Here is a 25,666-nt window from a genome sequence, read left to right on the forward strand (position 1 = left end):
CGAACCCCGAACCCCGAACCCCGAACCCCGAACCCCGAACCCCGAACCCCGAGCCCCCAATCAATAATACAAATCATCCCCGATATCAGTGCTATCAAAGCGGGCTCGTTCAAGCGCTGCCTGTAAATCAAGGGCGAGTTGGCGCGGGGTGGGGCGAACTCCGGGTGTTTTGGAAAGCATTTGGAGAATGATGGTTTCAATGGCCTGAGGAATTTCCGGATTTCGTTGACGTGGGGGCTGAGGCGATTTTGTCAGGTGCATTAAAGCCAGGGCCACTGGATCCGCCGCATCAAAGGGAAGCGATCCAGTCAGCATTCGATAAAACAAAACACCCAAACTATAGATATCCGCCTGCCCATCATAGTCTTTCCGGTTAAATCGTTCCGGCGACATATAGGCTGGTGTTCCCACCACACCATTGAGGGTGAGCGAGGGTAAATTTGGGTTCACTGGATCACCAATGAGCTTGGCAATTCCAAAATCAACCACTTTGACCACTTCCCCATCAGGTGACTGGTGAAGAAAAATGTTTTCGGGCTTGATATCACGGTGCACAATCCCGGCCATTTGGGCGGCATCCAGCACATCACAAATTGGAAAAATGATTTCGGCGCATCGTTCCAGCGGCAATCTGACTTTTTGTTTCAGTTCCTGAAAGAGCGTGTGTCCAGAGAGCAATTCCATCACCAGATAAGCAATGCCTTCCGGTGACACCCCCGAATCAAGCACCGTAATTGCGTTTGGATGGTTGACCCGGCAGGCGGAAATTCCTTCCAGGCGAAACCGTTCAAGTTCTTCAAAGCGGTTTTCATCGGTTGGAGGCTGAAAAACTTTGACGGCGACCTCCCGATTGAGATTCAGGTGGGTTGCCCGGAACACTGCCCCAAATCCACCGGAACCGATTTTGGTTTCGAGGCGATATTTGTTGTCCAGAACCGTCCCTGGAAGGACTTCGGCCAGGGTCGAGAAGAGGGTTCTGACCCGCTGGTACGCCATGAGCAGTTCCTGGTTTTTCTGCATCAATTCGGCGTTCTTTCGCTCCATTTCCCGCTGCAACTGCGCCAGCTTCATCTGGGTTTCAATGCGAGCGATGACTTCTTCACACTGAAAGGGCTTGGTCACATAGTCAATGCCTCCGACCTCAAACGCCTTCACCTTATCCCAGACCTCATTGAGGGCACTGATGAAAATCACTGGAATCCGACTGGTTGATTCATCTTCCTTGAGTCGGCGGCAGACCTCATAGCCATCCATTCCCGGCATGTTGATGTCGAGCATAATCAAATCCGGGTGCGATAAGTTGACCTGCGCCAGCGCCCGGCGACCATTAATGGCCGCTTTTACTTCATACTGGCGTTCCATCAACAAATTTGAGAGCAACTCCAGATTGGTGGGGTTGTCGTCAACGATCAAGATGCTCCCTTTGGAGATCTGAGTGATTACGGTTTTGTCATCCGGAGAATGTGTGCTCATGAAAACCTGCGCTCAAAGTCAGTCTCACCTGCGTGAGCAGGTAGGTTCAATCTAAATCCTCTGTACTGAAAAGAAGTCCTACTTCAGCCCGTCTTCTTCAGCCCCAAGCCCAATGTCTTCAGCCCGATAACTCAAGGATGGAACCGTCGGTTGATCTCTTCCTTCAGCCGTGTCAGTTCAGCCCGGAATTCAGCCACCAAAAACGGAGCGTCCGCCAGTGCGGCTGAAGATCTGATCCCTTCTAACGCCTGACCAATGCGGATGATCCCAATGGCCCCAATACTGCCGCCTGTCCCGCGAAGCTTATGCGCAATTTTTCCAATATGTTCAAAATCCGCCCGGGCAAAAGCTTTTTGGAGCGCATCCGGAAATGGCACCAGAGTATCAAACGACATCGTCATTAACCGGAACAACACTCCCGTATCCTGGCGAGTTAAGTCCAGAAGCTGGGTAATGGTGCTTTCATCCAAAACGGGCGACGGCGGTGTGCTGTGATTGGTCACGGGCATCAATCCGGAGCCGCTTTCAGGCGTCAAGGTTGGGGTGTCATCGTCTTCGAGTTCTTCTTCACCTGATTCAAAGTCCACAGTGATCGCCGATTCGGGGGCTGGACTGGAAGCGGCGGCAAAGGGAACGGCGCCCGGTTCAGAACCAACCACCCAGCGTTGGAGCGCACGCTCAAAATCCTCGGGCCGGAATGGCTTACTGATATAGTCATCCATCCCAACCTGAAGGCACCGCTCACGGTCACCCTCCATCGCCCCAGCAGTTAAAGCCACGATGATGATGTGTTTACCGCTTTGTTCTTCCTGTTCACGAATCACAGCCGTGGTTTCAAACCCATCCATGAGCGGCATCTGGCAATCCATAAACACCAAATCGTAACTATTCTCGGCCAGCATCCCGAGTGCCTTCAGACCATTGGAAGCCACGTCCACCCGACAATGCAAATTTTCCAAAATGAGCCGGGCAACCACCTGATTGGCTTCAATGTCTTCGACCAGCAACACTCGCATTTGAGGAAGTTGCGGCACAGACAACAGCGAACTGCTTGACGCAAGTGTGTACCGGGTAATCAATGGTTGTGGGCCAGCGGTGTCGGTTCGTTGCATCACCTGGAGCAAACAATTGCGGAGATGGGTTTGTCGAACCGGCTTGGTCAGATAAGCCACAATCCCCGACTGGCGGGCTTCATCACCGTGCCCGCGCATGGCAAACGACGTCAGCATGACCAGTTTGGTTTGGGCAATTAAGGGGTCGGATTTAATGGCCCGGGCCAGTTCCATCCCATCCATGCCAGGTAACAACATATCCTCAATGACCAGATCGAATGGTTTGGCGCGATGAGCCGCGTTCCGAAGTTGTTCCAACGCCCGTAAGCCGGTTTCAGCCACGTCAGTGGTCATTTCCCATTCGGTGAGTTGTTGCTGTAACAGGTCGCGATTGGCTGCATTGTTATCCACAAGCAGGACCCGCAGCTTTCTGAGTCCGTCCGGGTCATTTTGATGGGTGTCTTCTTCTTTCTTTTGTGGCCGGGCCAGCGGAATTGAGAATCGAAAGGTACTCCCCTGCCCTGGGTGACTCTCAACGTCAATTTCACCCCCCATCAATTCGGTCAACTGTTTGCAAATCGCCAGCCCCAGTCCAGTTCCGCCATATCGGCGGGTCGTTGATCCGTCAGCCTGTGAGAAGGGGCGAAACAGCCGACTTTGTAGATCAGATGGAATTCCAATCCCGGTATCAGTTACCTTGAATTGCACTGTTGCCGTCTCATGCTCCTGGTGGAGCAGACTAATCTGGAGCGTCACCATCCCTTTATCGGTAAACTTGATGCCGTTTGCCACCAGATTGGTGATGATTTGTCGAATGCGAACTGGATCACCCAGCAAGGTCTTCGGCACATTTTTCTGAATGTGGGTTACCAACTCCAGGCCCTTGCTGTGGGCCCGCTCGGCAAACATGGTGATGACCTGGTCAACCAGAACCTCCAGGTTGAACTCGATGTTTTCGAGTGTCATCTTGCCGGCTTCGATTTTGGAGAGATCCAGGATTTCGTTGATGATCTTGAGCAGTGTCTCACCTGAATTTTGAATGGTTTCAACAAAATCCATCTGTTTGGCGGTCAGGTCGGTACCAAGCAAAAGGTGGGTCATCCCAATCACGCCATTGAGCGGCGTGCGGATTTCGTGGCTCATATTGGCCAAAAACTGTGATTTCAAGCGAACGGATTCGAGTGCGGCATCGTGGGCAATTTTTTGTAGAACCTCGGCGCGTTTGCGTTCGGTGATATCGCGTGCAATCCCCTGGACACCCACTGGACGACCATTGAGGGTAATGATCCGCGAACTGACTTCGATTGGAATTCGAACTCCAGTCGGAGTCACAATTTCGATTTCGTAGCGGGTGGGAATATTTTCCGCCACCTTTTGCTCCATCATTTTATGAACCGTGCTGAGATATTCAGGTGAAACAACGTCCCGCATATTCATCTGGAGCACGGCTTCACGTGGAATGCCAAACACCCGTTCAACCGCTCGATTGATGGAGGTAAAATGTCCCTCCATGTCATGGGTGTAAATCAGATCATTCGCGTTTTCATACAATTCCCGGTAAATATCACCCGCATCCGTAACAGCGGTTTTGTTCATACTTGAATAGACAATCGCTAACTGAACCGCAATTTCCGATTGATCTTCAAAGCTTGAAGCTTTCATTTCGGCCTGGATGGGTCGGCCATCCATCCGAAGCAATCGCGCTCGGAGCCGCGATGTTGATTGAACGGTTGAAGCAAGCCAGGTCTGGACTTTCTGCAAATCCTCTGGATGAACAAAGTCACCGCATTCAATTCCCAGCACTTCCTGACGGTCAATCGCCCCCAGAATTGCCAATGCCTCGCGATTCACAAATTGGACCACGCCTTGTTTCAGCACCAGGATCGGCACCGGACAGACATCAAGCACATCGTAGGTGGGTTGCATTGGCATAGGAACAAAGTGACTGGGTGACCAGGTGACCAGATGACTGGGTGACAGAATGACACAGTGACAAGGTGACAAGATGACACGGTGACTGAGTGACAATTGACAAGGGGACAAGGGGACAAGGGACACAATGACTGGGTGACCAAATAACAGAGCATATTTTGTCATCTTGTCAATTGTCACCTTGTCACTGTGTCATTCTGTCACCGTGTCATCATCCGCAGTTCTTCGATCCGCTGGCTGATTTCGGCGGGCGACAGGTGGCGATAGGCTTCTGGAAGCATATCGCGGGAGGTCGCTTCGCGCACCGCCACCAGGGTTTGATATTCGACCGCCATTTCATCGCGGGCCGGGGTGAATTCGAGCGCCACCTTTTCAACATCTTCCGGAAACACTTCTTTCCGCCCGGCCTGACGGGCCACCCGTCGGCATCGAATCAGCATACCTTCGATATCAGCTCCGGAAAGTTTGAGCTGGCTTTTCAGAATTGGCGACCAGTCTTCGATTTTGTGGCTGATTTTGTTCTTTCGAACCATCGCCTCAATGATGGCCTGACGATCTTCTTCCGATTCCGGGTAAAACAGCGAAATGTGTTCTTCGCACCGGCCCTGGCGCTTGAGGTCAATCGGGAGCAAATCCGGGCGACAGGTCATCAAAATCCACAGAATTTTGCCCCGGTTTTCGGTATTGCCCATCGCATTGGCAACTTTTGAGAAAATGCGCTGATCAACACCGCTGTCTCCGCCGCCGGAATCACGATTGCCCAGCGTGGCGTCGGCTTCGTCAATCAGGACCACAATCGGAGCCAGGTTTTGGATCAGGTTCAGAATTTTTTCAAGATTTGACTCGGTTGACCCAACCCATTTATCGCGGAAGTTTTTGAATTCCACCACGTTCAGGCCGCAATCCTTGGCAAAGGCTTCGGCCAGAAAGGTCTTCCCTGTGCCAACCGGACCGGAAATCAAAATTCCCATGGGAGCTTCTTCGGTTTCACCCGAACGAATGGTCTCGGCAATATTGGAGAGAAACTCTTTGGCCTTTTTCATGCCGCCGACGTTTTCCAGCCCATATCGCGGCGTCACAAACTCGACCAGTCCGACACATTCCGATTCGATGATTTCTTTTTTCTTGTTGCGGATGACTTCATAGGTCAGCCCATCCTGATTGATCGAAGCACTTTTGAGCATCGAGGAAATATGTACCCGATTCAGTCCCGAGGTCATATGTGACAACTGCTCTTCGGTCACTTCCATCTTCAGGTCCGGATTCATGATGTTGAAAAAGCGAATGAAATGCAGTCGCTCGTCGTGCTCCGGATAGGTAATTTTGATATTGACCAGGCGCGAGTTTTCACGAATGCGCTGGTGGACGTCCGACACGTTTTCCGTGATGAAAATGACGATATTGTCGGATCCAAGCAGCCGCGAACTGGTAATCCAGCGCTGAAACATCACCAGCAGGTTGCGTTCTTCAGAACTCATGTAACTGACTTCGCTGGCCGGGATCAGGGTTTCCATAAAGTTGATGATCACGGCAACCTGTTCGCCATAATACAGATAGCGTTCAATCGCCTGCAGAGCCTGCATCGGCTCGCGCATTCCGCGCATGGCCTGGGCCTGAACCAGCGGATTGGCCACTCGCTGCTGAGCCTCAAATTGCCGTTCGGCATCCAGCGAACCAAAGGTGATTCCTTCGCTGCGGTTATACAGGATGATGTTTTTATTTCCCAACATCTCCTGCTGCAGGAAATTGAGCAAGCCGACATACTGCCCCTTGGCTCGCACCAGATCATAAATGTTGTGATGAAGCAGGAAATGCGATGCTTCCCCAGCATAATACTTGCGGGCCATGGTGGCTGCCCAACTGGGTAAATTTTTCAACTCATCAAGCGACAGTTTGAGGCGCGGACTCGACATGGTGGGAAGGATCTCCTTTGGAATGAGCAAAATAGTGAACCTAAGTACCTTACCGAAAATTTCCAGACATTTTAACCACGAAAAACACGAAAAACACGAAAAAGATCAAACACTTACCAAACCCAATATCTCAGGAACCTTATGACAAGGTACTTATTTCACTCAGGATCAGAGCGTTTTCAAATAAGCAATCAGGTCGGCCAGTTGCGCGGCATTAAATTTGCCTTTGTAGGCTGGCATGGCGTTGCGGCCTTTTTGAATTAAATTTTTGACATTGTCATCCGTCACGGCTTTTCCGCTGAGCATTTTCTTGCGGTCTTTATAAAGCCCTTTCAACCCAGGACCAACCAGGGTGTCAGAACTCTCGGTGTGATGACAGATTTTACAAGTTTCGGCAAAGAGTTTGGCGCCGTTTTTGGCATCTTCAGCACTCATACCAGGAGTTGCGGGTGAGACTTTAACGGGTGACAAGGCCAGTGAATTCAACTGGTTTGCAACAATAAAGGCAACTGAAATAAACAACACGACCAGTAATTTGGCAGATCGATTCATACAATTCTCCAATGTGAACAAAAAGAATAAGGTGGGTGCGATAGGTCAGATTAAACGAAGGGATAAAAGGATGGAAAAAAATACCTTGCAGCGGTGGAAGTGGCAAGCCCTTCCTGATTTGTTCCAACGTTCGGCTCACACCAGTTATCAACTGGCGGATCGTGCACTCGACTGGGGGTTGAATCTGGCCGCACCACAGGTATGCAAAATCTGCGGAAAACTGGTTTTGTCACGCCACGACGGGGTTACCTGCCAGGCGTGTTGGATAAACTATGGATATACAGGCGCAGGCTATCAGGTAAGTTGTCTTCGATGTGGTCGGTGGCGTGCAAGACCAACCGGGCCGCAGCAAATAACTGCACTCCAGCCTGAGTGCGACCACTGCCAGGAAATGGCGTTTACCCAGGCGCGGTCGTGTGGGCCCTACCTGGGAGCACTCCGTGAAAATCTGCTGCTTTCCAAACGTCATCCATATCTGCCCAAACGACTTCGAAACTCTATTTCCACCGCCTGGGCACAATACCCGGAACTCCACCGGGTGAACCGGATTCTCCCGGTCCCGCTGGCCCGTGGGAGGCTTCGTGAACGCGGCTACAACCAGGCCGAATTGATCGCCCACATTCTGGCGGAGCAATCCGGAATTGAACTCGATTCCTTCACCTTAGCTCGCATTGCCGAAACCGAACGTCACCGGGTCGGGATGGATGCCCACCGCCGGGCCAAAAGCGTGCAACGCGCATTTCAGGTAATTTGCCCGCAACTGATAGAAAGCAATACAGTTTTGCTCGTGGATGATGTGTTTACGACTGGCGCCACGATTGATGCCTGTTCCAAAGTACTGCTGGCCGCTGGCACCAAAGAAGTGATGGTCTTTACCGTTGGCCGAACGATGCGGTATAGCGATTTAATTCATACCAGTCAGTAGTCAGTAGTCAGTAGTTATATAAATTTTAAATCACAATCAAACAAACAAGCTTCTAAACTATTCAAAAAAATGGGTTGAGCGAGCTACTGATGCCAGTTAAGGGTTGAAAAAAATGTTCGTTGAAAACAAAGGACTTATCAGAACCTCAAATTTCGGATGTTCAATCTGCTGTCTGTAAGCTGTTGATTTTGAAATCTCAAATTCAACCCTTAATTCGCATTACTGACTACTGACTACTGACTACTGACTAAAAACTATTTCGCAATGTACTCAGCCTGCCGGAGCGCCAGCGCCATCACGGTCAAGGTCGGCTGGTTGAGCGAGGTCACAAAGGTCGCGGCATCCGCCACAAACAAATTTGGGACGTCATGGCACTGACCAAATGAGTTTACAACTGATATTTTTGGGTCATTGCCCATCCGACAGGTCCCGGCAGCGTGGAGACCGCCACCCGTTTCCGGTCCTTTTTGCTGGACGGTAATGTATTGCGCCCCGGCCAGCTCTAAAAACTCCTGAGCAGCGGCGGTCATCGCCTGCCAGCGCAAGCCGTCTTCTTCGCTGAGGGAAAACACAACCTTTGCGGTTGGAATTCCCCACTCATCCCGGCGTGTGCGATCAACCACAACCCGGTTTTCACGCCGGGCATTGACAGGTGCAATGCCATAGAGTCGAATCGCCGCCGGGTACCAGTCCTGAATCGCCTGTTTGAATGATCTTCCAAAACCGGGAAGCTGTGAGGCATAGGTTGGGAAACTCCCCGGACCGCTTTCCACCAGAAACAAAAAGCCATCCGAATAACTTTCCTGAGATGCCCGCGAAAGATTAACCCAGCGTGGAATCAACCCATGTTCGCCAGTGCTGTTGATGTCGCCAACTGGCATTCCTTTAAGTTGTGGGAGCAGTCCTTCAACCAAAACACCAATACTTTCAGTAAGATAATGCCCAATCAAACCACTTTGATTGGCCAGGCTGTATCGTTTTCCAGATGATTTTGAATTGAGCAGGATCCGCGCCGTTTCAATCGCTGACGCGGCCAGCACCACGATTTTGGCGTTGAGGACTTCAACTTTGCGGGTCTTCCGGTTGACCAATCGCACGCCAACAACCTGCCCAGCCGGGTTGGAAAGCACTTCGGTCACAACTGAATCAGGTCGGAGGGTCAACTTTCCGGTTTGTAAAGCCGCCTGGGCCAGTCCGGTAAAGGCATCGAATTTCGCTCCGGTGCGACAGCCAAGGTAACATCGGCCAGCAAAATGGCACGCCGGGCGATGTCCAAAATTTCGGGTCAGAATGGCTTTGCGGGCTGAAATCAAAGGAATGTGGTGTGCAGCCAGCGCTTTTTGAAGGATTTTTTCCCCAGGTCGAAGCTCAAGTGGTGGCAAAAATTCACCATCCGGCTGGTGTGGCAAACCTTCAAAACTACCGCACACGCCCATCAACTGCTCAGCCGTTTTGTAAAATGGTGTGAGTTCGGCGCTGGTGATTGGCCAGTTCTCTCCCTGGCCAGTGGTTGAAAATGCCTGAAACTCAACATCGCTAAACCGCAAGGCATGCCCGGTCCAATAGAGCGTTTTTCCGCCAACCACCCGAGTTCGCTTGAGCCAGCTATTGGCAACTTCGGTCCCGATCACATATGGCACATTTCGTGGCGAAGTAAAATGGGCCGCCGGGTAATATTCGGCACCACCACGCCCAAGACCACGTTCGGGAAGTTCATCCGGCCAGGTTTCAGTCAGAAACTCAGTTTTTGGATCGGGGACAGGACCAAACTCCACCACCGTCACCAGATGTCCGCGCCGCGTCAGTTCGTAGGCAACGGTCATTCCAGCCACACCAGCACCGACGATGAGAACTTCCGTATGAGGCATAGGGTATAGAGGTTAAATGAATGTAGAATATAAAATTGAATTCGACCGTAACCTGAGATTATCTCAGGTTATGATCAAATTTCGAACCCAAACCCCAATTTTCATAGCAGCACATTTTCCTGTTCAGGTAGAAATTGTTGAGAGGAAAAGGTGTATCGTCAATGGCAATCCTTTGTTTGAATCAATCTAATTGACTTACAGTTTCAATTGCAAACAACTCTTTTTTTTTGAATTAATTAGAGAATTACTACTGATAAAGTGGAACTGTTTTGGTGAAAAATCCACAATAGTGGTAAAAACAACTCCGTATTCTGTAACCGTTCTGCGAAAAATTCCTCTCACCAGTTCTCTTTCCACATAGATTCTACCAAACCTTGCTCCTGTTCACTTTTTGTAATTAACGGGCAGCAATTCTTTGTTTAATCCAATCTAATGGATTTACATCTTTCTTCCTCCAAGCTCCTTCATTTTTGATCAACTAAGGAGTTGCTTAGCTAACGCGGTTACCTTTGTCAGGTTTTTTTAAAGTCTTTGGCAGTTCAATTGCAATTCAGCTTCAGCAGACATTACCTGGGCTAACTATTTGTTAAAAAAGTGAGTTAGTTAAGAGACTTGCCCTCACCCGCTCACACCAGTGGTACTGACTTAGCTTCTCACTGTTTTTCATCACCAACGGGTAATTCCCGATAATGTCTAGTGAATGACCGGATGCTAAAAATAAACCTCCTTTTTGAAGAGTCAAACTGTTTCTGTATTGAGCAACCAGTATTTTATGTCGTCCCTCAGAGTTCGAATTCTGGGGAGCGTGCATACCCGGCGATTGAGTGCTGTTCCTACAGGGCTCCGATCCTTATTTGCGCAAATTTGACCCAATTCCTCCCAAGAATTCGTCAAAGTGGTCAAGGCCGAGGTCAAAAACCTCACCACACAGTCCCCTCGTGGACTGACAAAGGCCAAGAACTTTAGCTCCTCAAGGAGCATTGTTTTACAAGAAAGAAAGTAGGAACCATATGAAGCAATTGCTAATGCTGGTATTAGTTCTCATAGCTCTGGCTGGTTTTACCAGTCTTGGCACAGGCCAAGAAGAGAAAAAAGGTCTCCCAGAACAGGAAGCGGTTGGTCGTACCCCACTGTGTCCAGATCCAAGGTACATCAACTTAACAGCTCCACCCCCGCAAGCAGCTACGCCGTATACAGCGGATTTTGCCCCTGGACCCGCGTCACTGATGGATTTTGGTGGGGACATACCTGACAGGCAGCTCCGGCACACCTTTTATTGGAGATTCAATACTCCTTGTTGCCAAGAGTTATCAGGCAAGCTAATCCTTCAGTTTCGTTCAATTCAGGGCGGAGGGTCAGCTACGTCTAGTGATGCTGGTAACGACAAGGTATATATTTTCAGCAACGGTGTGAACCTACTGGCACAACCGCTTTACACCAGCTTTCCATTTTCATCAGGGCAAACTGGGACAAAAACTATCGTGCTCACGCCTGCCATGCTGACGAACCACCGACTCAGCTTTCTTGTTCAGGATGACACTTCAGTTATATCGGCAAAGCTCAAATTAGTTGTTTGCTGTTTGGATGTAAAAGGCGGATTGCAACCTCCAACAGATGCAAAAACAAATCGCTAGCCGGAAAGAAATAGAGCTTTCAAGTGCAGGTTTTTGGGGTTCACTGGGAACCGGTAAAAACCAAAAACCTCGCATGAAAGGAGAGAAAGTGTGGTAGTCGCCTGAGATAAGTTTAGATGACCACCAAGAGTCGAGAATGAAGAATGTAGAAAATAAGTGGCTGAACATTTTTCTTCATTCTTCATTCTTCACTCTTCATTCAATCGGTATCCAAGCCATTGGAGGCCACGGCGAGTGGTGAAGAGTTCGGTGATGGCATCCTGCTTCACAAGTTCAAGAAACCGCCGGAGTCTGTGATTTCGAGTTGTGCTCCAGAGAATTTCAAGGAACTCAGTTCGTGCATCAGGTGAAAGAACCGCAAACCCGTGTTTTGATTTCTGAAGTGAAGCGGTATCAAGCATTTGCAAACCATTCCGGTAAACCGGCAACCATGTCTGGTCAGTTGCCAGACGTGATTCAATGAGGGAAATAACAGCCGTTCCGCTCGCTCCTGGTGATTTGTCATCCGCCGGGAGCACTGTTTCAACTAGCGCCGCCAGTGCGCGCCGTTCCTGGGTGGAAAATCGGAAACGGCCAGTGAGGGCACTTCCCTGCCCGTGGGAAAAACACCATAAACCAAAGATGAATTGAAACCATTGGCGACGAGTCATGGTGGGGTTCAGGGTTCAGGGTTCAGGGTTCAGGGTTCAGGGTTCAGGGTTCCTAATCCCCCCGGATTTTGTGGGGTAAGCTCAAAAATGAGTCCAAAAGCCGTAAAAATGGCCTATTTTGAGCTGTATTACCTGTTACCCACAAAAATGTGGGTTAGCTAAGTCCTTTGTTTTCAATAGAGGACTAATCACCCCACAAAATCCGGGGGGATTAGCAGGGTTCAGGGTTCAGGGTTCAGGGTTTTCGAATTTATGTCCTTTTCGTCCTTTATGTCCTTTTGGCCTTTCCCTGAACCCTGTTTTTCACTTTTTCTCAAGCTCCCGGTTGCGGGCTTCGACACCGGCTTTGGCCTGTGCCAGTGATGGGACGTTGAGACGGGCCCGTTCTTCATCGGTAACCGCTTTTTCATCAATCGGATCCATGGTCCACTTCCCGTCCCTCATCGTTGATTGCGTGCCGTAGATTTGCGGCTTGCCGATGCTCCACAGATAGCGATCTTTGGTGGCGGCACTGATCCAGCGGGCATCATAGCCAAGCTCAATCGCTTTGAGCGCCATCTGGTGGGCTTTGTCATAATCTTCGGGCTTGCTGCCATGTTGGAAGACAAACGCGGCGTGGTAAAAATCCTTGCCAACCTTTAATTCACCTTTGTCCAGCATTTCCTGAACCCGTTTGCGGTGGGCTTCATCGCGTTTGCTGACGACTTCCCAATCAATCTTTGGGCTCAGCCGGTCACCCTGGTCTTCATCAAACATCAACAAAAGTTCATAGTTGACGCCTTCAGCTTTAGCTCTGGTTTCTTGCTTCTTTTTGGCCTGATCAATGATTTTCGACCAGCGGGCATCTTCGCGGAGTGAAATCAAATCCTGGTCGTTCGAAATGTGCCGAACGCGGTCAAAGCCTTCATCAATCGCGATTTCCAGGAATCGAAACGCATCCTCTTTCAGCCCAGCTAATGCCATGGCACACGAGGCGTCATAAAACACCCCCGCTTCGGGAATGCCAGCACTGATCGCCTCTTTAAAGAATTTGGCGCTTTCCGCATAGTTTTTCTGCTGGTAGGCCGCATTTCCTTTGGCATGAAATTCCGAGTAGGGTCGGCTATCCACATACCAGTTGTCAGCCTGGAAGTAAAAATACCGCCGGTTTTGAAGGCCGGTCCGGGCATCAATTTGGAGGGAAAACACGGCTTTGGTGCAATCGTTATTCAACTCCGGTGACCTTCCCAGACAGTCTTTCAGAAATGGCAACAACTTTTGAAGCCGGAGGGTGTTTTCTTTCAAGAAAGTCTCGGTCAAAGCCTGTTCCGGAATGCTTCCCGGTGGAAGAGCCGACCTGAAAAACCCACGATAGTCTTTGGCTTCCAGTAGCGCGACATTCTTTTTGATGGACTCTGCCAGAAGGTGTTGGCGGGATTGGATCTCAGCCGGTGAAAGCGCTGGTGGTTGTGTCTCCTGCAAGAAAGCCAGGACTGGCATCGTGAGACAAAAAACACAGATCAACATTGAGAACAAAAACTTGAGTTTCATCCTGATTCTTTATCCTTGGTGGAAAATGATTGGGGCGGTACCAGTGTTTGGCGCGGATGCGGGTGTTTCACTCGTCGAACATACATTTGTTCCACAATCAATGCCACCACAAACCCGCCATGGATGAGCCATAACCGCCAGGGTTCCTCGATACCATCGCCGCGAATATACACCCAGTAGGACAACAAACACAGCGCTGAATACACCACCCAGGCAAACCGTTGTCCGGCAAGGGCTAACGGCAATACCCAGACCAGATACCAGGGCATTACAGCCGAACTAAAGAAGAGGATTCCGCCGATGGCCAGCAAGGATGTGTGCACCAGATCGAGCGCTGATTCACTGACGTGCGTTCGATAGAGCCACACCAGCAATCCCAGGTAACACACTCCACCAGCCACTTTGCCAGCCGTTGAAGGATTGATTGACGGCATCAACCACACCGCCAGCCACCGCACCAGTTCAAAAAAACCGGGGTTGAAAATCCACTCCTGTGAATAAGTTCCAAGCCCGCCCAGCAGGTTGTCCCCAGTGATGACAAATGGCAGGACACCAGCCACCGTTCCTAAACCGCAGACAATGACACCGGTCCAGCCCAGGCGTTTCCAAATCAGAAACACCAGAACTGCCGGTGCGAGCTTGGCCAAAATTCCACCCGCCAGCCAGACGCCGGCCCAAAGCGGTTTCATTTTCACGAGCGCCAGAACAGCCAGGACAATCATCAAGGCTGGTATGACATCGGCGTGAGCGGAACCAACGATCTCCTTGATCACCAGTGGGTTCCAGGCATATCCCGCCAGCAGCCAGACGGGCTGGTTCAGAGCTTTCAACAAACTGAGCAGCACCAGGCACAGGCCAACATCACACACCAGAAGAATGAGTTTCCACACCAGGACGCTCCCAGGCGCCACCGCATGCGACAGCCGAAAGGCAGCCTGCAGTAATGGCGGGTAGACCGTTCGAATTTCTTTATAGTTGAGGTTGTCCCAGATGTCGCTCCAGGTATCGGTCGGAAAAAGCTGTTCTTCAAGGTCGGGGTTGGCTTCAAACACAACTCCAGATCCTGGTTCAAGTTCCGCCGGAGCACAGGCATAAGGGTTGATGCCCGCTGATTGCACATGCCCGTCCCAGAGATAGCGCCACACGTCGTGGTCATAGAGCAAAAAACGGTCAAAGACGACTTCCGTGCCGGTCACGTCAGCCTTCAGTTTTTCCCAGGTCACGCCATCACTGATTCCGGCTGGGAGCAAAAAAATCCGGAAAACAATCGCCGCACCCACAATCCAGCCAACCAGCCAACGTGGAGAAACGCGGCTTCCAATCCGCTTCAATAGCCAAAGAACCAAACCATAGAAAAGAAAGGCGACTCCAAACACGCTGAGAAACTTGAAAACGGCGGCTTCCCCCCCGATACTGCTCAGACCAAATCCACCAAGCCAGTAACAACCACCAAGCCCCATCGTGAGCAAGCCGAGGCTCGCAAGCTGCAGGTTCTCACCCGATCTGGAATTGCTCTGAAACATCTGTTGAGGCTCCGTCCCCATGAAAATCCTGTCCGTGCTTCTCAGTCTGTGTTTATTGCTTCCGATAGTGCCGGTTTTGGCCCAAGACCCCGCACCAGTTTCACTTCCGCCGGATGCTCAATCCCTGGAGGTTGGAAAACCAATCACCGCCACCATCAAAGGAACCGAGCGCCACACCTATCGCCTGCGATTGGCCAAAGGCCAGTTTTGTCTGGTCCAGGTTGAGCAACTGGGGGGTGATTTGGTACTTGAATGGTTTGCCAGTGACGGCACCAGTCTTGGATTGACCAATCGGCGTCTCAGCATGGGCACGGAACAGGCGGTCTTTCTGGCCGAACAATCCTCTCTCGATGTGAAACTGGAGGTCCGCCCACGACTTCAGCCTGTCAATCCACGCGAGTATCGAATTCAAATCGCTGAGGTGCGCGAAGCCACTCAGTATGACACGTTGGCGGTGGCTGCCCAGCAGGCTTATCGGCAAGCTGGTCAGTTCAGTGACAATAAAGCCGGTAAACCGGATTATCAAAAAGCGATTGAAAAATACCAGTCCGCGCTGAATTTGTACCGGTTGATTCCCGACCCGGTTGGTGAAGGGTATGCCCTCCATCACATCGCTCGGGCACATATGCGGCTTAACCAGCGCGATAAAGCCCTCGATTTTTTCCAACAGGCCCTCAAGGTATGGGACGCCAATCAGAACAAACTTGACCGGGCAATCACGTTAAACAGTTTGTGTTTTTTCTATATCAACATCGGGGAACTGACCAAATCAGCCATGGTGGCCCGGGAAGCCATCGAAATCTTTCGCCAGTTTCAGGATCAGGATGGTGAGGCTGGCACCCTCAATAATCTGGCAAACACGCTGACCTATCTGGGTGACATACGTCAGGGTCAGGAGTGCCTGAATCGGGTCCTGGCCATTGATCAAGCCAACGGGTCACTCTTTGATCAGGCAACAACGCTCAATAACCTGGCTGGAACCTATGACAAACTGGGTGAAACCCAACGTGCCCGTGCCTGTTATGAACAGGCACTCGAACTGCGCCGGTTCGCCAAAGATCGTCAGGGCGAGGCATTTACCTTGATCAATATCAGTGTGAATGAAAGCAGGCTCTCAAATTTCCAGCAAGCCATTCAGCTTATCCAACAGGCTCAGGGAATTCTCAAAGAACTCAACGATCAGGAAGGCCAGGCTTATGTATTTAGCAATCTCGCCTTGTACTACAAACAACTCGGTGATCCGGCCAGAACGCTCGAATATATGAACGAAGCGGCCAGTTTGTGGAAAACCCTCGGCAGTCAACGTCAATATGCCAATATGATGGTTGGTCTAGGCCGGTTCCATGCTGAAACCAGTGACTATGCTCAGGCCAAGAAGTACTATACCCAGGCTCTTGACCTGAGTCGTACCCAGGGCTATGCATCCATTCAAGAGTACGGGTTGACCAATCTCGGTGTGGTATTTCTCAAAGAACACGATTTCGCCCAGGCGGAAAAATGTTTTTCCGAGGCACTCGCCGTAAACCAAAAAACCAATGATCTGATCGGGCGGGCCTTTCTGTTTGACAATCTTGCTGACCTCAACATTGAAAAGAAAGACTACCAGGCTGCACGTCAGTACCTGGAACAGTCACTGGCCCTCAATACCCAGGTGGCGTATGCGGCCAACATTGCTGAAAACATGTACTCCATCGCCATTGTTGACCGCCAGGAGGGCAAACTCCTTGATGCCCTTAACCGCATGGAACAGGCCATTCCCTTGTTTGAACAAATCCGGTCAAGGGTTGATGACCAGCGGTTACGGACGACCTATTTTTCCTCTAATCAGATTTTTTATGACTTTTACCTGCAACTGTTGATGGATCTCCATGAGCAATTCCCAGAGCAAGGGTATGCGGCCCTGGCATTACAAGCCAAAGAGCGTGCCACGGCTCGCGGTTTGATTGAACTGCTTCGAGAAGCCAAAACCGATATCCGTCAGGGTGTCGACCCACACCTGATCCAACGGGAAGCCGAGTTGAATCAACGGTTAGGCGATAAAGCCACCCGAATCACCGAGTTCCTGAGCCGTAATACCCCATCCAGTTTAAAAGAAAGTGTGGAACGTGAATTTGCCGAGCTCAATGCTGAGTACCGACAAGTCCAGGCTGAAATCCGTCAAAAAAGCCCAGGGTATGCCGCCATCACCCAGAATCAATCAGCGACCCTGGCCGACATTCAAAATCAGTTGCTCGATGACACGACCCAACTGGTGGAATTTGCCCTGACACCAGAAGAAAGTTTCGTCTGGCTTGTATCGCGACAGTCCATTGAAGTTTTTTCACTTCCACCGAAAGATGAAATCGAACGCCGCGCCAGCCGGGTGTATGAGCTACTGACCGTGCGCAACCTGTCCGTGACCACCACCCACGACCGTAAAGTCCAAATTGCCAAAGCTGATCTGGCTTTTCCAGCGGCAGCTCGCGAATTGAGCCAGCTTTTATTTGGCCAGTTCGCCAACAAACTCACCAAAAAACGATTGTTGATTGTTCCGGATGGCCGATTGCAATCAATTCCATTTGGAGCGTTACCACTCCCATCGAACCAGACCAAATCAGCCACTGAACAGCCTTTTTTGATTGAACAGCACGAACTGGTGGTGCTTCCCTCGGCCACCACCCTGCTGGTCAAACGTCAGCAACCAGCCGCCCCACCCCAGCTTCAATCCAAAAAAGTACTGGTGGTGGCGGATCCGGTTTTTGATCTTCAGGACTCAAGAATGGCTGAAGTCATCAAAAATAGGCCGGATGCAATGCTTGCTGAGGCTCGAAACCTGAAATCACTGGCCGAAATCCCGACCACCAATGCCATCCAACGACTGGTGTTTACCCGTCAGGAAGCCACGCAAATTTCACGATTACTCAAGCCCGATGAAGGAAAACAACTGCTTGATTTTGATGCCAGTCGCCAAACCGTACTCGCCGAAAACCTCAACGACTATCGCATGCTGCATTTTGCAACCCACGGTATTTTTAACCGCCAGACCCCGGAACTTTCCGGTCTCGTTTTGAGCCAGATCAATCGGAACGGAGAACCTGAAAATGGCTTTTTGAGCCTGACAGACGTGTTTAATCTCCGACTCAACTCCGATTTGGTGGTCCTCAGCGCCTGTCAAACCGCCCTTGGCACCAACTATTGGGGAGAAGGCATGGTCGGGTTGACTCGTGGTTTTCTCTATGCCGGAACCAATCGGGTTGTTTCCAGTTTATGGATGGTTGACGATAGCGCCACCAGCGAATTGATGACCGAGTTTTACCGCCGAATGCTCGGCAAAGACCGTCTGTCCCCAGCAGCAGCACTCCGAGCAGCGCAACTTAAAATGCTCAACCGGTCCAACCGTAAGCACCCGTTTTACTGGGCTGCTTTTCAGGTTCAGGGCGAATTCTGAGCGAAGTAGCGTAACCGGAGCGAGTAGTGAGTAGCGAGTAGCGAGTAGGTCAATCCAAGAAATCTTTTTTGATATCGCTATAGATTTTCAGAATAAGAAACCACGGAATACACGGAATACACAGAAAATAAATCCAAATTTTTCAATAATTTCTGAGATTCCAATGAAATACGAACCGAGGAAATATTTATCTGAAAAACTATCTAACCCCAGACTCAATTTTCCAAAGCCAATAGTCTAAAGAACTCATACTGTTTTGGTTTTACTACTCGCTACTCACTACTCGCTATTCGCTCTGGTTGCACTACTCACTACTCGCTCTGAAATTGCTATTCCTCTCCCCACTCAGGATTTGCTAAGTTTAGGGTTCCAACTCATCACATCCAGCCACAGTCTTCATTGTTTGTCAGAGGTATGAAATCGAAACACTCCAAAACCGCACGGTTGGGATGCCGGGAGCGGGCTGAAAAAATACTGCCCGAAGTCACTGAAGCCAGAGCTCTGGTGCAGCTTCGCGAGATGAAACAGGCATTTGCCCGCTACATTGGCAAAACGTATGGTCATCTGGCGGTTGATTGCGCCACCTGCCAGACGCCCTGTTGCGCGGATGCCGAATTTGTCAATGTCAACATCACCCAACTCGAAGCCGTCGCCATGCTGCGCACCATTGAGGCCAGTTCCAATCATGGCCCTGAGAAAGTGGCTGAAGTTCTGCGCCGGGCGGAGGCTTCTGTCCGGGAGTATGGACTGACCGATGAAGGCGATTCATTTGAAAAAACCTACGCCTGTCCGCTGTTTGAACCTGGAAAAGGCTGCCTGGTCCACTGGAAAGCCAAGCCGGCCCCCTGCATTCAACACGGATGCTATGAACGCTGGCAGGATCTGCCCGAAACGCGTTCGATGCGTCGTGTTGAGCACTCTGTCGCCAAATTGAACGAACAGGTCTATGATGAGCCAGTCGAATATCAAACCATTCCGATCTGGTTGCTTCGAGTAGCGAAAGAAACCGCTGAGAATGAAGAATGAAGAATGTGATTAGTGGTTAGTGGTTAGTGGTTAGTGGTTGGTTCTTCAAAACTATTGATTTATAAGCACCAAGCACTAAGTACTAACACTACAACGAGGTTTGGATTGAAGTTTCGGTTCTTAGCCCAGGAACTAGCCACTAGCCACTAGCCACTAGCCACTAAAAGGCTTCTTCATTCTTTATCCTTAACTCCTGACTGGGGACAATCAACGCATGCTGAGTCCAGACACACTGTTGCAAAACCGGTATCGCATCCTGCGTTTGCTTGGCAAAGGTGGCATGGGAGCGGTTTATCAGGCACAGGATGAACGCCTTGGAAGCACGGTCGCGGTCAAACAGGCTTTCTTTGTCGAGGAGGAACTTCAGCGGGCGTTCTTACGCGAAGCCCGGCTGCTGGCCAATTTGCGCCATCACGGACTGCCAAAAGTCATTGACCACTTTATGGAAAATGAAGGGCAGTTTCTGGTCATGGAATTTATTCCGGGCAAAGACCTGCACCAGATGCTCAAAGAGCGCAACACGGCGTTTCCCGTGGCCCAGGTTCTGGATTGGGCCGATCAACTGCTTGATGTGCTCGAATTCCTGCACAGCCAGGATCCGCCGATCATCCATCGTGATATCAAGCCCGCCAATATCAAATTGACCTATCGAGGGGAGATCATTTTGCTTGATTTTGGGCTGGCGAAGGGATTGCCCTCATCAACCTCATCCCCGCAAACCTCGATCAGTGTGGTTGGGTACAGCGCCGGGTATGCTCCGGTTGAGCAAATTCAACTGACTGGAACTGATCAGCGAACTGACCTCTATGCCCTCGGCGCCACTTTGTTTCACCTGATGACTGGCTCGGCACCGCCGGATGCCTTGACTTCCAGAGCCGTCAACCTCGCGATTGGGAATCGGGATCCATTGCGCGGCACGCACGAACTCAATCCCCAGGTGCCAATCAGTGTTGCCACGGTGCTGGCTCAAGCTCTGGCCTTTAGTCGCGACAACCGGATGGCATCGGCGGTCGAAATGCGGCAAAAACTGCGGGCGGCGAAGATGAATGTTCCCTCAGCCCCAACTCGCGGCACATCGGTCATCAATTTGGACGATGCACCAACCGTCATTACTCCACGGCAAACGCCCCCTCCAGACTCGGATGAAACCAGGCCCCAAACCAAATTGCTTGTTTCCGGAGGGCTGACCCAGACCAGGCCCCCAACCAAAAATCATCTCGGCATGGAGTTTATGTTGGTTCCAGCCGGAGAATTTATGATGGGCTCACAGGTGTCGGATTATGAGAAACCTCTGCATCTGGTCAAAATTTCAAAGCCTTTTTATCTGGGCAAATTCCCCGTTCTCCAAAAAGAATGGAAAGCCCTGATGAAAACCAATCCCAGCCGGTATCAGGATGACCTGCTACCTGTTACCAATGTTTCGTGGGATGATGCGCAGCTTTTCATTCAAAAACTGAACCAGTTACAGGATGGGGTCTACCGGCTTCCAACTGAGGCAGAATGGGAATACGCCTGTCGGGCGGGAAACCATGCCGAATGTGCCGGCGAACTCAAGGAACTGGGCTGGTTCAAGGAAAATGCCGACAATCGCCCGCACCGGGTTGGGCTCAAAAACCCCAATGCCTTTGGCCTCTATGATATGCATGGCAATATCTGGGAGTGGTGCGCTGACTGGTACGGATCAAACTACTATGAAAAAAGTCCAGCCCTTGACCCACCCGGTCCCAGCACCGGCTCGTTTCGAATCAATCGTGGCGGGAGCTGGATGTCGGTCGCGATTCAATGCCGGGCTGGTTTTCGGGGCATGAATGCGCCCGGAACCCAACTCGATTACTTAGGATTTCGTCTCGTACGCCTGATTTCTTGACTTTTGTGGCGGTACTCTCAACCTTGCCCACTCAAATAGCCAATCATTCTGAACCATTTCATACTGAACATTCGATTGAAACTATGACCACACCCATTACTCAAGCTGAACGTGACTTTGCCATTGCCCACTTGCACCGAACTGGCAACCAACTGGTTGAAGCCGTTTCCGGTCTTTCCGAAGCCCAACTTTCTTTTCAACCAACTCCTGAGAGCTGGACGATTGCCCAGATCACGGAGCATATTGTCGCGGCTGAAGTTGGGGTTCTTCAACTGGCCGTGGGTCAGGTGCTCAAATCTCCCCCTGGACCAGAAGAACTGCGCGAACGGGTCAAAAATAAAATGGATTTGGTCCTCAAAGCCGTCCTGGACCGGCGAACGAAAGTCCAGGCACCTGACCGGTTGGTTCCCCAGGGACGCTTCGGCTCAATCAACCAGACCATTAAAGCCTTTCAACAGGCCCGACAACAAACCATTGCCTTTGTCGAACAGACACAGGAAGACCTGCATGGGTTCTTTTTCCCACATCCGATTTTTAAGGAACTGGATGTCTATCAATGGATGTTGTTCCAGGGCTCTCATTGCGAGCGCCACACGCTGCAAATTCAGGAAGTGAAGGCAGCCCCCGGATTTCCGGAATGAAGAATGTGATTAGTGGTTAGTGGTTAGTGGTTAGTGGTTAGTATCTAGTGCTTAGCACTTAGTGCTTAGAAATCAATACTTTCGAAGACGAACCAGTCACCAGGAACTAACCACTAATCACTAACCACTAATCACTAACCACTAATCACTAACCACTAACCACTAACCACTAACCACTAACCACTAACCACTAATCACTAACCACTAATCACTAACCACTAGATGGTTTCTTCATTCTTCATTCTGCCTGCCAGTTCATCGGCTGACATTTTGGGAGCTGATTTCGTTTTTTCAGCTTCTTTCACCAGCCGGGTGATGGCGGCATTGATTGGTGCCCGGAGTCCGTTTCGCTCAGCCAGCGCCACAATTTCACCATTTAGAAAATCAATTTCGGTCTGGCGGCCACGCTGCAGGTCTTCCCACATCGAAGACCGTGCCTGCGGATCAATTTTGACCATCCGTGACGCCACCCGAAAAAAAAGAAAATCCGGAAGCGACATCACCAGCGGTGCAATCTGCGGTATCAATCCGCCTGATCGAGCTGGTTTGATGCCACTTTGTTTCATGACCCGCATTGCTTCGCGCATCGCAGCGGCCAGTATTTTGCGGTAAGCGGCTTGCCCGAGTTCCTCGCGGAGCGGAATCCCGGATAGCGCGTTGAGTGCGTTGTTGAGATTAAAGACCAGCTTTCCCCATAACACATTCTGGAGATTGGGTTTTACTTCCGCTTCAAGCCCTGCGGCTTTGAGTGCTGCCAGAACTTTGGCCGAAGCGTCACCCTGGTCTTCAATCGCCAGTGCCCCACTCGTGCCAGAGTGAAAATGGGCGCCCGGTTTCCAAACCACGTTGTAGGGCACCATCCCGGCCAGCACCGGATTGTGCGTTAGTATCCCGCGCAAAACCTCAGCATTCCGAACTCCATTTTGAAAACTCACCACGATGGCATCGGATGACAAAACTGGCTTGAGTTCTTCGGCTGCCTGAGCGGTGGCAGCGCTTTTGAGTGTCATCAGCACGATTTCACGGTCCGACATCGCTGCCGCACTGGTGGCATAGCGCACCTGTGACGGTGACAATCGAAAGTCGGTGCCCTTCAGGTCGGTGATTCTGAGACCGTGCGCCTGAATTTCCTGACCAAGTTTTTCACGCCCGACCAGAATTGTGTCCAGACCAGCCTGAAAACAGTGAGCACCAATAAAGGTTCCGATACTGCCCGAGCCGTAAATGCCGATTCGAAGAGGAGCATGTGTCATTGGAGTCTCAAATTCAGCCGATCAATACCTGAAAGGAGAACTGTTCAGAGTCCCGCCTTCAGACGGTTCCTGCATTCGGTTAGATCAATTTGGAAATTCCAGAACCACCTGAAGGTGAAACTCTGAACCTTTTCAACCGCCTGAAGGCGGAACTCTGAACTTTTTCGGTGGGCTTACATCAACCCAGCCTCGCGTAACCTGGAAATGAAACTTGTTTTTTTGAGGTGGGGTTGGATTAACCGTTCAAACCGTTTTTCAAATGCCGACAGTTTCTTTTCCCTGATGGCAACTTCACGTAAATCAGCCAGCATGATGGCGATTTCGGCATAACTTTTCGCCATGCGCAATTCGATCAACGAATCAATCTTTTTCCAGGCGGCTTCCTGGGTGTTGGCGAGTGCAGCGAGATACTCCTCTCGGCGGCGTTCGGCTTCGGCTTTCTTTCGGGCGGCTTCTTCGGCTTTGATTCGCTTTTCTTCTGCAATTTTGACCTGGGTAAACTGATTGGCACGCGTTATAAGCTGGGCGATGGAGCGTCGTCGGGGCGAACCGCCTTTTTCGGCTTTGGAATTTGAAAGCTCACCGGCACGAAACTGGCTCAGGAGCTTGACACGAACTGCCCCTGGGTCATCCTGGATCAATTCGAGCAGGAAAGCATTCTTTTGATCCACCGGGAGTTTTGCAATCCATTCCGCCAGTCGGGCGCTGGAATCGTGATCCGCTTTCAGTGCCGGGCTTGCTTCGGCAACAGCAGTCAACAAATCGTCGGGAATTCTCAGAAATTCAGCCAGGCTCTGCTGGGCCACCGTCAATTCCCCCATTCCCGGCGGAACAGCAGGTTCGAGTTCATCACCTCCCTCCCCTTCACCAAAAGATGATTCGTCATCCTCTTCATAGTCATCGTCCGAATCGTCATCATCCTCATCCGGGACGCTGTCGAGTAAATACCCATGTTCGTTACACACCCAGGCCAACCAGCCCAGATAGAATGGCCGGAGGTCACCCTTGAGCAATTCGTCACGAACGCCAATCATTGACGACATCCAGGGTTGAACTTCCACCCATTCACCGCCCTCCAGGTCACTGTCAAATCCCAAAATGACATGGGTTGGTGTTTCAGTCATTTCAAAGCTGTATTTGTGGAGATACTGATTGATTTCTTTCAAGTCAATCACGGCTTTGGGAACTTTGACCACGAAGCGGTGGGTTCCCCAGTTAGCCACATAGACATGGGCATCGAAATATTTGGCTAAAAAAGCAATGTGGTCTCCCTTGAAATCTCCGTAGCTGTATTCATTCACAAAAGATCGTGATGTAATTTCCGCTCGCGACGAAATCGCACGCAATTCTGCCATTTCAGCTTTGGTCAACTGACGATCCACGGCAAGAAACTCATAATATTGATATTCACTCATAAAATTTCTAAATTTCCTTTCAAACTATGCCGGTAAAACATCGCTTTTTTGCATCGCCTGAGCACGTTCTGGGCTCGACCGTGGCGCTTTCCGAAGAGGAATCACACCATGGGGTACACGTTATTCGCCTTCGACCAGGTGACGAAGTCTCAGTTTTTGACGGATGCGGTCAGGAGTGGACAGCCACGGTGTCCATGATTGGGCGCAAACAGATAACACTCGAACTGAATGAAAAACTTGACGGAGAACGTGAATCTCCACTGGAGTTAACCCTTGCAGCCGCCCAAATTAAAGCTGATCGTTTTGAGTGGCTGCTCCAGAAAGCGGTTGAACTTGGGGTCAGCCGGGTGATTCCACTCATCACCACCCACACTGAGCAAAGCCTAATCAAACAGGATTCACCCAATCGGCGGACACGCTGGGCACGCATTGTGCTCGAAGCCACCAAGCAATGTGGTCGGCGGCGATTGATGGAGCTTACTGAACCACAATTATTTCAACAGGTTGTGGCCCATTTACCACAAAGTACAACCGGAGTGATGTTTATTGAACGGGCGGCGATTCCCTGGCACGAAATTCTGAAGCAAACTGAATTGACTCCCACTAAATGTTTGGCCTTCATCGGACCTGAAGGCGGCTGGAATCACGCTGAACTTGAATTGGCAACTGAAAAGGATTTGCTCCAGGTAACACTCGGCCCTCGAATTTTGCGGGCTGAAACGGCTGGGGTTGTGGCAGCAACGCTCCTTCAGAATCTGTGGGGTGATTTGGCTTGAAGCCATTTTTGGTTCTCAGCCCAGGAACTGGGCGCCGGCTCGTAGCCCAGGGCGAGTCTTCGAGCCCTGGGAACCCGGCCCTCCCCCATGTTTTCCCCGCCCGACCATCCGCCGCTGTAGGCGGCGGATGGTCGAGCGGGGTTGGGAGGCAACGTTTTCCCAGGGTTAAAACCCTGGGCTACATGCCTTCCGCCCAGTTCCTGGGCTCA

Annotated in this window: 17 protein-coding genes; 7 read left to right on the top strand and 10 right to left on the bottom strand. The window is 50.8% G+C overall.

Annotated elements, in window-relative coordinates; all coding sequences use genetic code 11:
- Nucleotides 1-60: 60 nt before the first annotated feature.
- The 4 genes from HY774_22515 to HY774_22530 form a co-directional block, all read right to left on the bottom strand.
- A complete protein-coding gene (locus HY774_22515) occupies nucleotides 61-1,473 on the bottom strand; it encodes a response regulator (protein ID MBI4751263.1) in 1,413 nt (470 codons plus the stop codon).
- 131 nt (nucleotides 1,474-1,604) lie between these two features.
- The gene (locus HY774_22520) at nucleotides 1,605-4,457 is read right to left on the bottom strand and encodes a response regulator (GenBank protein ID MBI4751264.1); all 2,853 of its coding nucleotides are present in this window, start codon (nucleotides 4,455-4,457) and stop codon (nucleotides 1,605-1,607) included.
- A 200-nt stretch (nucleotides 4,458-4,657) separates the two neighbouring features.
- The gene (locus tag HY774_22525) at nucleotides 4,658-6,370 is read right to left on the bottom strand and encodes an ATP-binding protein (GenBank protein ID MBI4751265.1); all 1,713 of its coding nucleotides are present in this window, start codon (nucleotides 6,368-6,370) and stop codon (nucleotides 4,658-4,660) included.
- Between the two features lie 168 nt (nucleotides 6,371-6,538).
- Entirely contained in the window at nucleotides 6,539-6,922 is a 384-nt protein-coding gene (locus HY774_22530) for a cytochrome c (GenBank protein ID MBI4751266.1), read from the bottom strand.
- A 70-nt stretch (nucleotides 6,923-6,992) separates the two neighbouring features.
- Here HY774_22530 and HY774_22535 point away from each other — a divergent pair, with 70 nt between their 5' ends.
- Nucleotides 6,993-7,847: a ComF family protein gene (locus HY774_22535; GenBank protein ID MBI4751267.1), complete on the top strand. Its 855-nt coding sequence runs from the start codon at nucleotides 6,993-6,995 to the stop codon at nucleotides 7,845-7,847.
- 254 nt (nucleotides 7,848-8,101) lie between these two features.
- On the opposite strand, the gene HY774_22540 is transcribed toward HY774_22535, so the two are convergent.
- Nucleotides 8,102-9,715, bottom strand: coding sequence for a GMC family oxidoreductase (locus HY774_22540; GenBank protein ID MBI4751268.1), 1,614 nt, complete (start codon nucleotides 9,713-9,715; stop codon nucleotides 8,102-8,104).
- A 1,010-nt stretch (nucleotides 9,716-10,725) separates the two neighbouring features.
- Between HY774_22540 and HY774_22545 the strand changes: the two genes are divergently transcribed.
- Nucleotides 10,726-11,349 (top strand): hypothetical protein, encoded by a 624-nt coding sequence (locus tag HY774_22545; GenBank protein ID MBI4751269.1) that lies wholly within the window; start codon nucleotides 10,726-10,728, stop codon nucleotides 11,347-11,349.
- A gap of 188 nt (nucleotides 11,350-11,537) precedes the next feature.
- Here the strand turns inward: HY774_22545 and HY774_22550 are convergent, their stop codons facing one another.
- From HY774_22550 to HY774_22560, 3 genes are all read right to left on the bottom strand, one after another.
- A complete protein-coding gene (locus HY774_22550; GenBank protein ID MBI4751270.1) occupies nucleotides 11,538-11,999 on the bottom strand; it encodes a gluconate 2-dehydrogenase subunit 3 family protein in 462 nt (153 codons plus the stop codon).
- A gap of 303 nt (nucleotides 12,000-12,302) precedes the next feature.
- Nucleotides 12,303-13,529: a hypothetical protein gene (locus HY774_22555; protein ID MBI4751271.1), complete on the bottom strand. Its 1,227-nt coding sequence runs from the start codon at nucleotides 13,527-13,529 to the stop codon at nucleotides 12,303-12,305.
- Nucleotides 13,526-15,052, bottom strand: a complete 1,527-nt coding sequence (locus tag HY774_22560) for a DUF2029 domain-containing protein (protein MBI4751272.1) — start codon at nucleotides 15,050-15,052, stop codon at nucleotides 13,526-13,528. The genes HY774_22555 and HY774_22560 overlap by 4 nt, the downstream gene beginning before the upstream one ends.
- A 19-nt stretch (nucleotides 15,053-15,071) precedes the next feature.
- On the opposite strand from HY774_22560, the gene HY774_22565 reads away from it, so the two are divergent.
- The 4 genes from HY774_22565 to HY774_22580 all read left to right on the top strand — a co-directional run bounded on the left by HY774_22565 (nucleotide 15,072) and on the right by HY774_22580 (nucleotide 22,013).
- Nucleotides 15,072-18,479 carry a CHAT domain-containing protein gene (locus HY774_22565; protein ID MBI4751273.1) on the top strand — a complete coding sequence of 1,136 codons (3,408 nt, stop codon included), beginning with the start codon at nucleotides 15,072-15,074 and terminating at the stop codon, nucleotides 18,477-18,479.
- Nucleotides 18,480-18,893: 414 nt separating this feature from the next.
- The gene (locus tag HY774_22570) at nucleotides 18,894-19,505 is read left to right on the top strand and encodes a hypothetical protein (protein ID MBI4751274.1); all 612 of its coding nucleotides are present in this window, start codon (nucleotides 18,894-18,896) and stop codon (nucleotides 19,503-19,505) included.
- Between the two features lie 214 nt (nucleotides 19,506-19,719).
- On the top strand, nucleotides 19,720-21,372 hold the full coding sequence (locus tag HY774_22575; protein MBI4751275.1) for an SUMF1/EgtB/PvdO family nonheme iron enzyme: 1,653 nt from the start codon (nucleotides 19,720-19,722) through the stop codon (nucleotides 21,370-21,372).
- 83 nt (nucleotides 21,373-21,455) lie between these two features.
- On the top strand, nucleotides 21,456-22,013 hold the full coding sequence (locus tag HY774_22580) for a DinB family protein (protein MBI4751276.1): 558 nt from the start codon (nucleotides 21,456-21,458) through the stop codon (nucleotides 22,011-22,013).
- Between the two features lie 218 nt (nucleotides 22,014-22,231).
- On the opposite strand, the gene HY774_22585 is transcribed toward HY774_22580, so the two are convergent.
- Together HY774_22585 and HY774_22590 are read right to left on the bottom strand one after the other, a co-directional pair.
- The gene (locus HY774_22585; GenBank protein ID MBI4751277.1) at nucleotides 22,232-23,266 is read right to left on the bottom strand and encodes a 2-dehydropantoate 2-reductase; all 1,035 of its coding nucleotides are present in this window, start codon (nucleotides 23,264-23,266) and stop codon (nucleotides 22,232-22,234) included.
- A 173-nt stretch (nucleotides 23,267-23,439) separates the two neighbouring features.
- Entirely contained in the window at nucleotides 23,440-24,681 is a 1,242-nt protein-coding gene (locus tag HY774_22590) for a hypothetical protein (GenBank protein ID MBI4751278.1), read from the bottom strand.
- A gap of 26 nt (nucleotides 24,682-24,707) precedes the next feature.
- On the opposite strand from HY774_22590, the gene HY774_22595 reads away from it, so the two are divergent.
- The gene (locus tag HY774_22595; protein MBI4751279.1) at nucleotides 24,708-25,457 is read left to right on the top strand and encodes a 16S rRNA (uracil(1498)-N(3))-methyltransferase; all 750 of its coding nucleotides are present in this window, start codon (nucleotides 24,708-24,710) and stop codon (nucleotides 25,455-25,457) included.
- Nucleotides 25,458-25,666: the final 209 nt, after the last annotated feature.

The sequence above is a fragment of the Acidobacteriota bacterium genome, assembly GCA_016208495.1.
GTDB lineage: Bacteria > Acidobacteriota > Blastocatellia > Chloracidobacteriales > Chloracidobacteriaceae > JACQXX01.

Bases quoted from the DNA above. Each gene is read 5' to 3' on its own strand.
- HY774_22535 (MBI4751267.1), top strand. From the start codon at position 6,993: ATGGAAAAAAATACCTTGCAGCGGTGGAAGTGGCAAGCCCTTCCTGAT.
- HY774_22555 (MBI4751271.1), bottom strand. From the start codon at position 13,529: ATGAAACTCAAGTTTTTGTTCTCAATGTTGATCTGTGTTTTTTGTCTC.
- HY774_22595 (MBI4751279.1), top strand. From the start codon at position 24,708: ATGCCGGTAAAACATCGCTTTTTTGCATCGCCTGAGCACGTTCTGGGC.
- HY774_22540 (MBI4751268.1), bottom strand. From the start codon at position 9,715: ATGCCTCATACGGAAGTTCTCATCGTCGGTGCTGGTGTGGCTGGAATG.
- HY774_22545 (MBI4751269.1), top strand. From the start codon at position 10,726: ATGAAGCAATTGCTAATGCTGGTATTAGTTCTCATAGCTCTGGCTGGT.
- HY774_22590 (MBI4751278.1), bottom strand. From the start codon at position 24,681: ATGAGTGAATATCAATATTATGAGTTTCTTGCCGTGGATCGTCAGTTG.
- HY774_22515 (MBI4751263.1), bottom strand. From the start codon at position 1,473: ATGAGCACACATTCTCCGGATGACAAAACCGTAATCACTCAGATCTCC.
- HY774_22570 (MBI4751274.1), top strand. From the start codon at position 18,894: ATGAAATCGAAACACTCCAAAACCGCACGGTTGGGATGCCGGGAGCGG.
- HY774_22560 (MBI4751272.1), bottom strand. From the start codon at position 15,052: ATGTTTCAGAGCAATTCCAGATCGGGTGAGAACCTGCAGCTTGCGAGC.
- HY774_22565 (MBI4751273.1), top strand. From the start codon at position 15,072: ATGAAAATCCTGTCCGTGCTTCTCAGTCTGTGTTTATTGCTTCCGATA.
- HY774_22520 (MBI4751264.1), bottom strand. From the start codon at position 4,457: ATGCCAATGCAACCCACCTACGATGTGCTTGATGTCTGTCCGGTGCCG.
- HY774_22530 (MBI4751266.1), bottom strand. From the start codon at position 6,922: ATGAATCGATCTGCCAAATTACTGGTCGTGTTGTTTATTTCAGTTGCC.
- HY774_22550 (MBI4751270.1), bottom strand. From the start codon at position 11,999: ATGACTCGTCGCCAATGGTTTCAATTCATCTTTGGTTTATGGTGTTTT.
- HY774_22525 (MBI4751265.1), bottom strand. From the start codon at position 6,370: ATGTCGAGTCCGCGCCTCAAACTGTCGCTTGATGAGTTGAAAAATTTA.
- HY774_22585 (MBI4751277.1), bottom strand. From the start codon at position 23,266: ATGACACATGCTCCTCTTCGAATCGGCATTTACGGCTCGGGCAGTATC.
- HY774_22580 (MBI4751276.1), top strand. From the start codon at position 21,456: ATGACCACACCCATTACTCAAGCTGAACGTGACTTTGCCATTGCCCAC.
- HY774_22575 (MBI4751275.1), top strand. From the start codon at position 19,720: ATGCTGAGTCCAGACACACTGTTGCAAAACCGGTATCGCATCCTGCGT.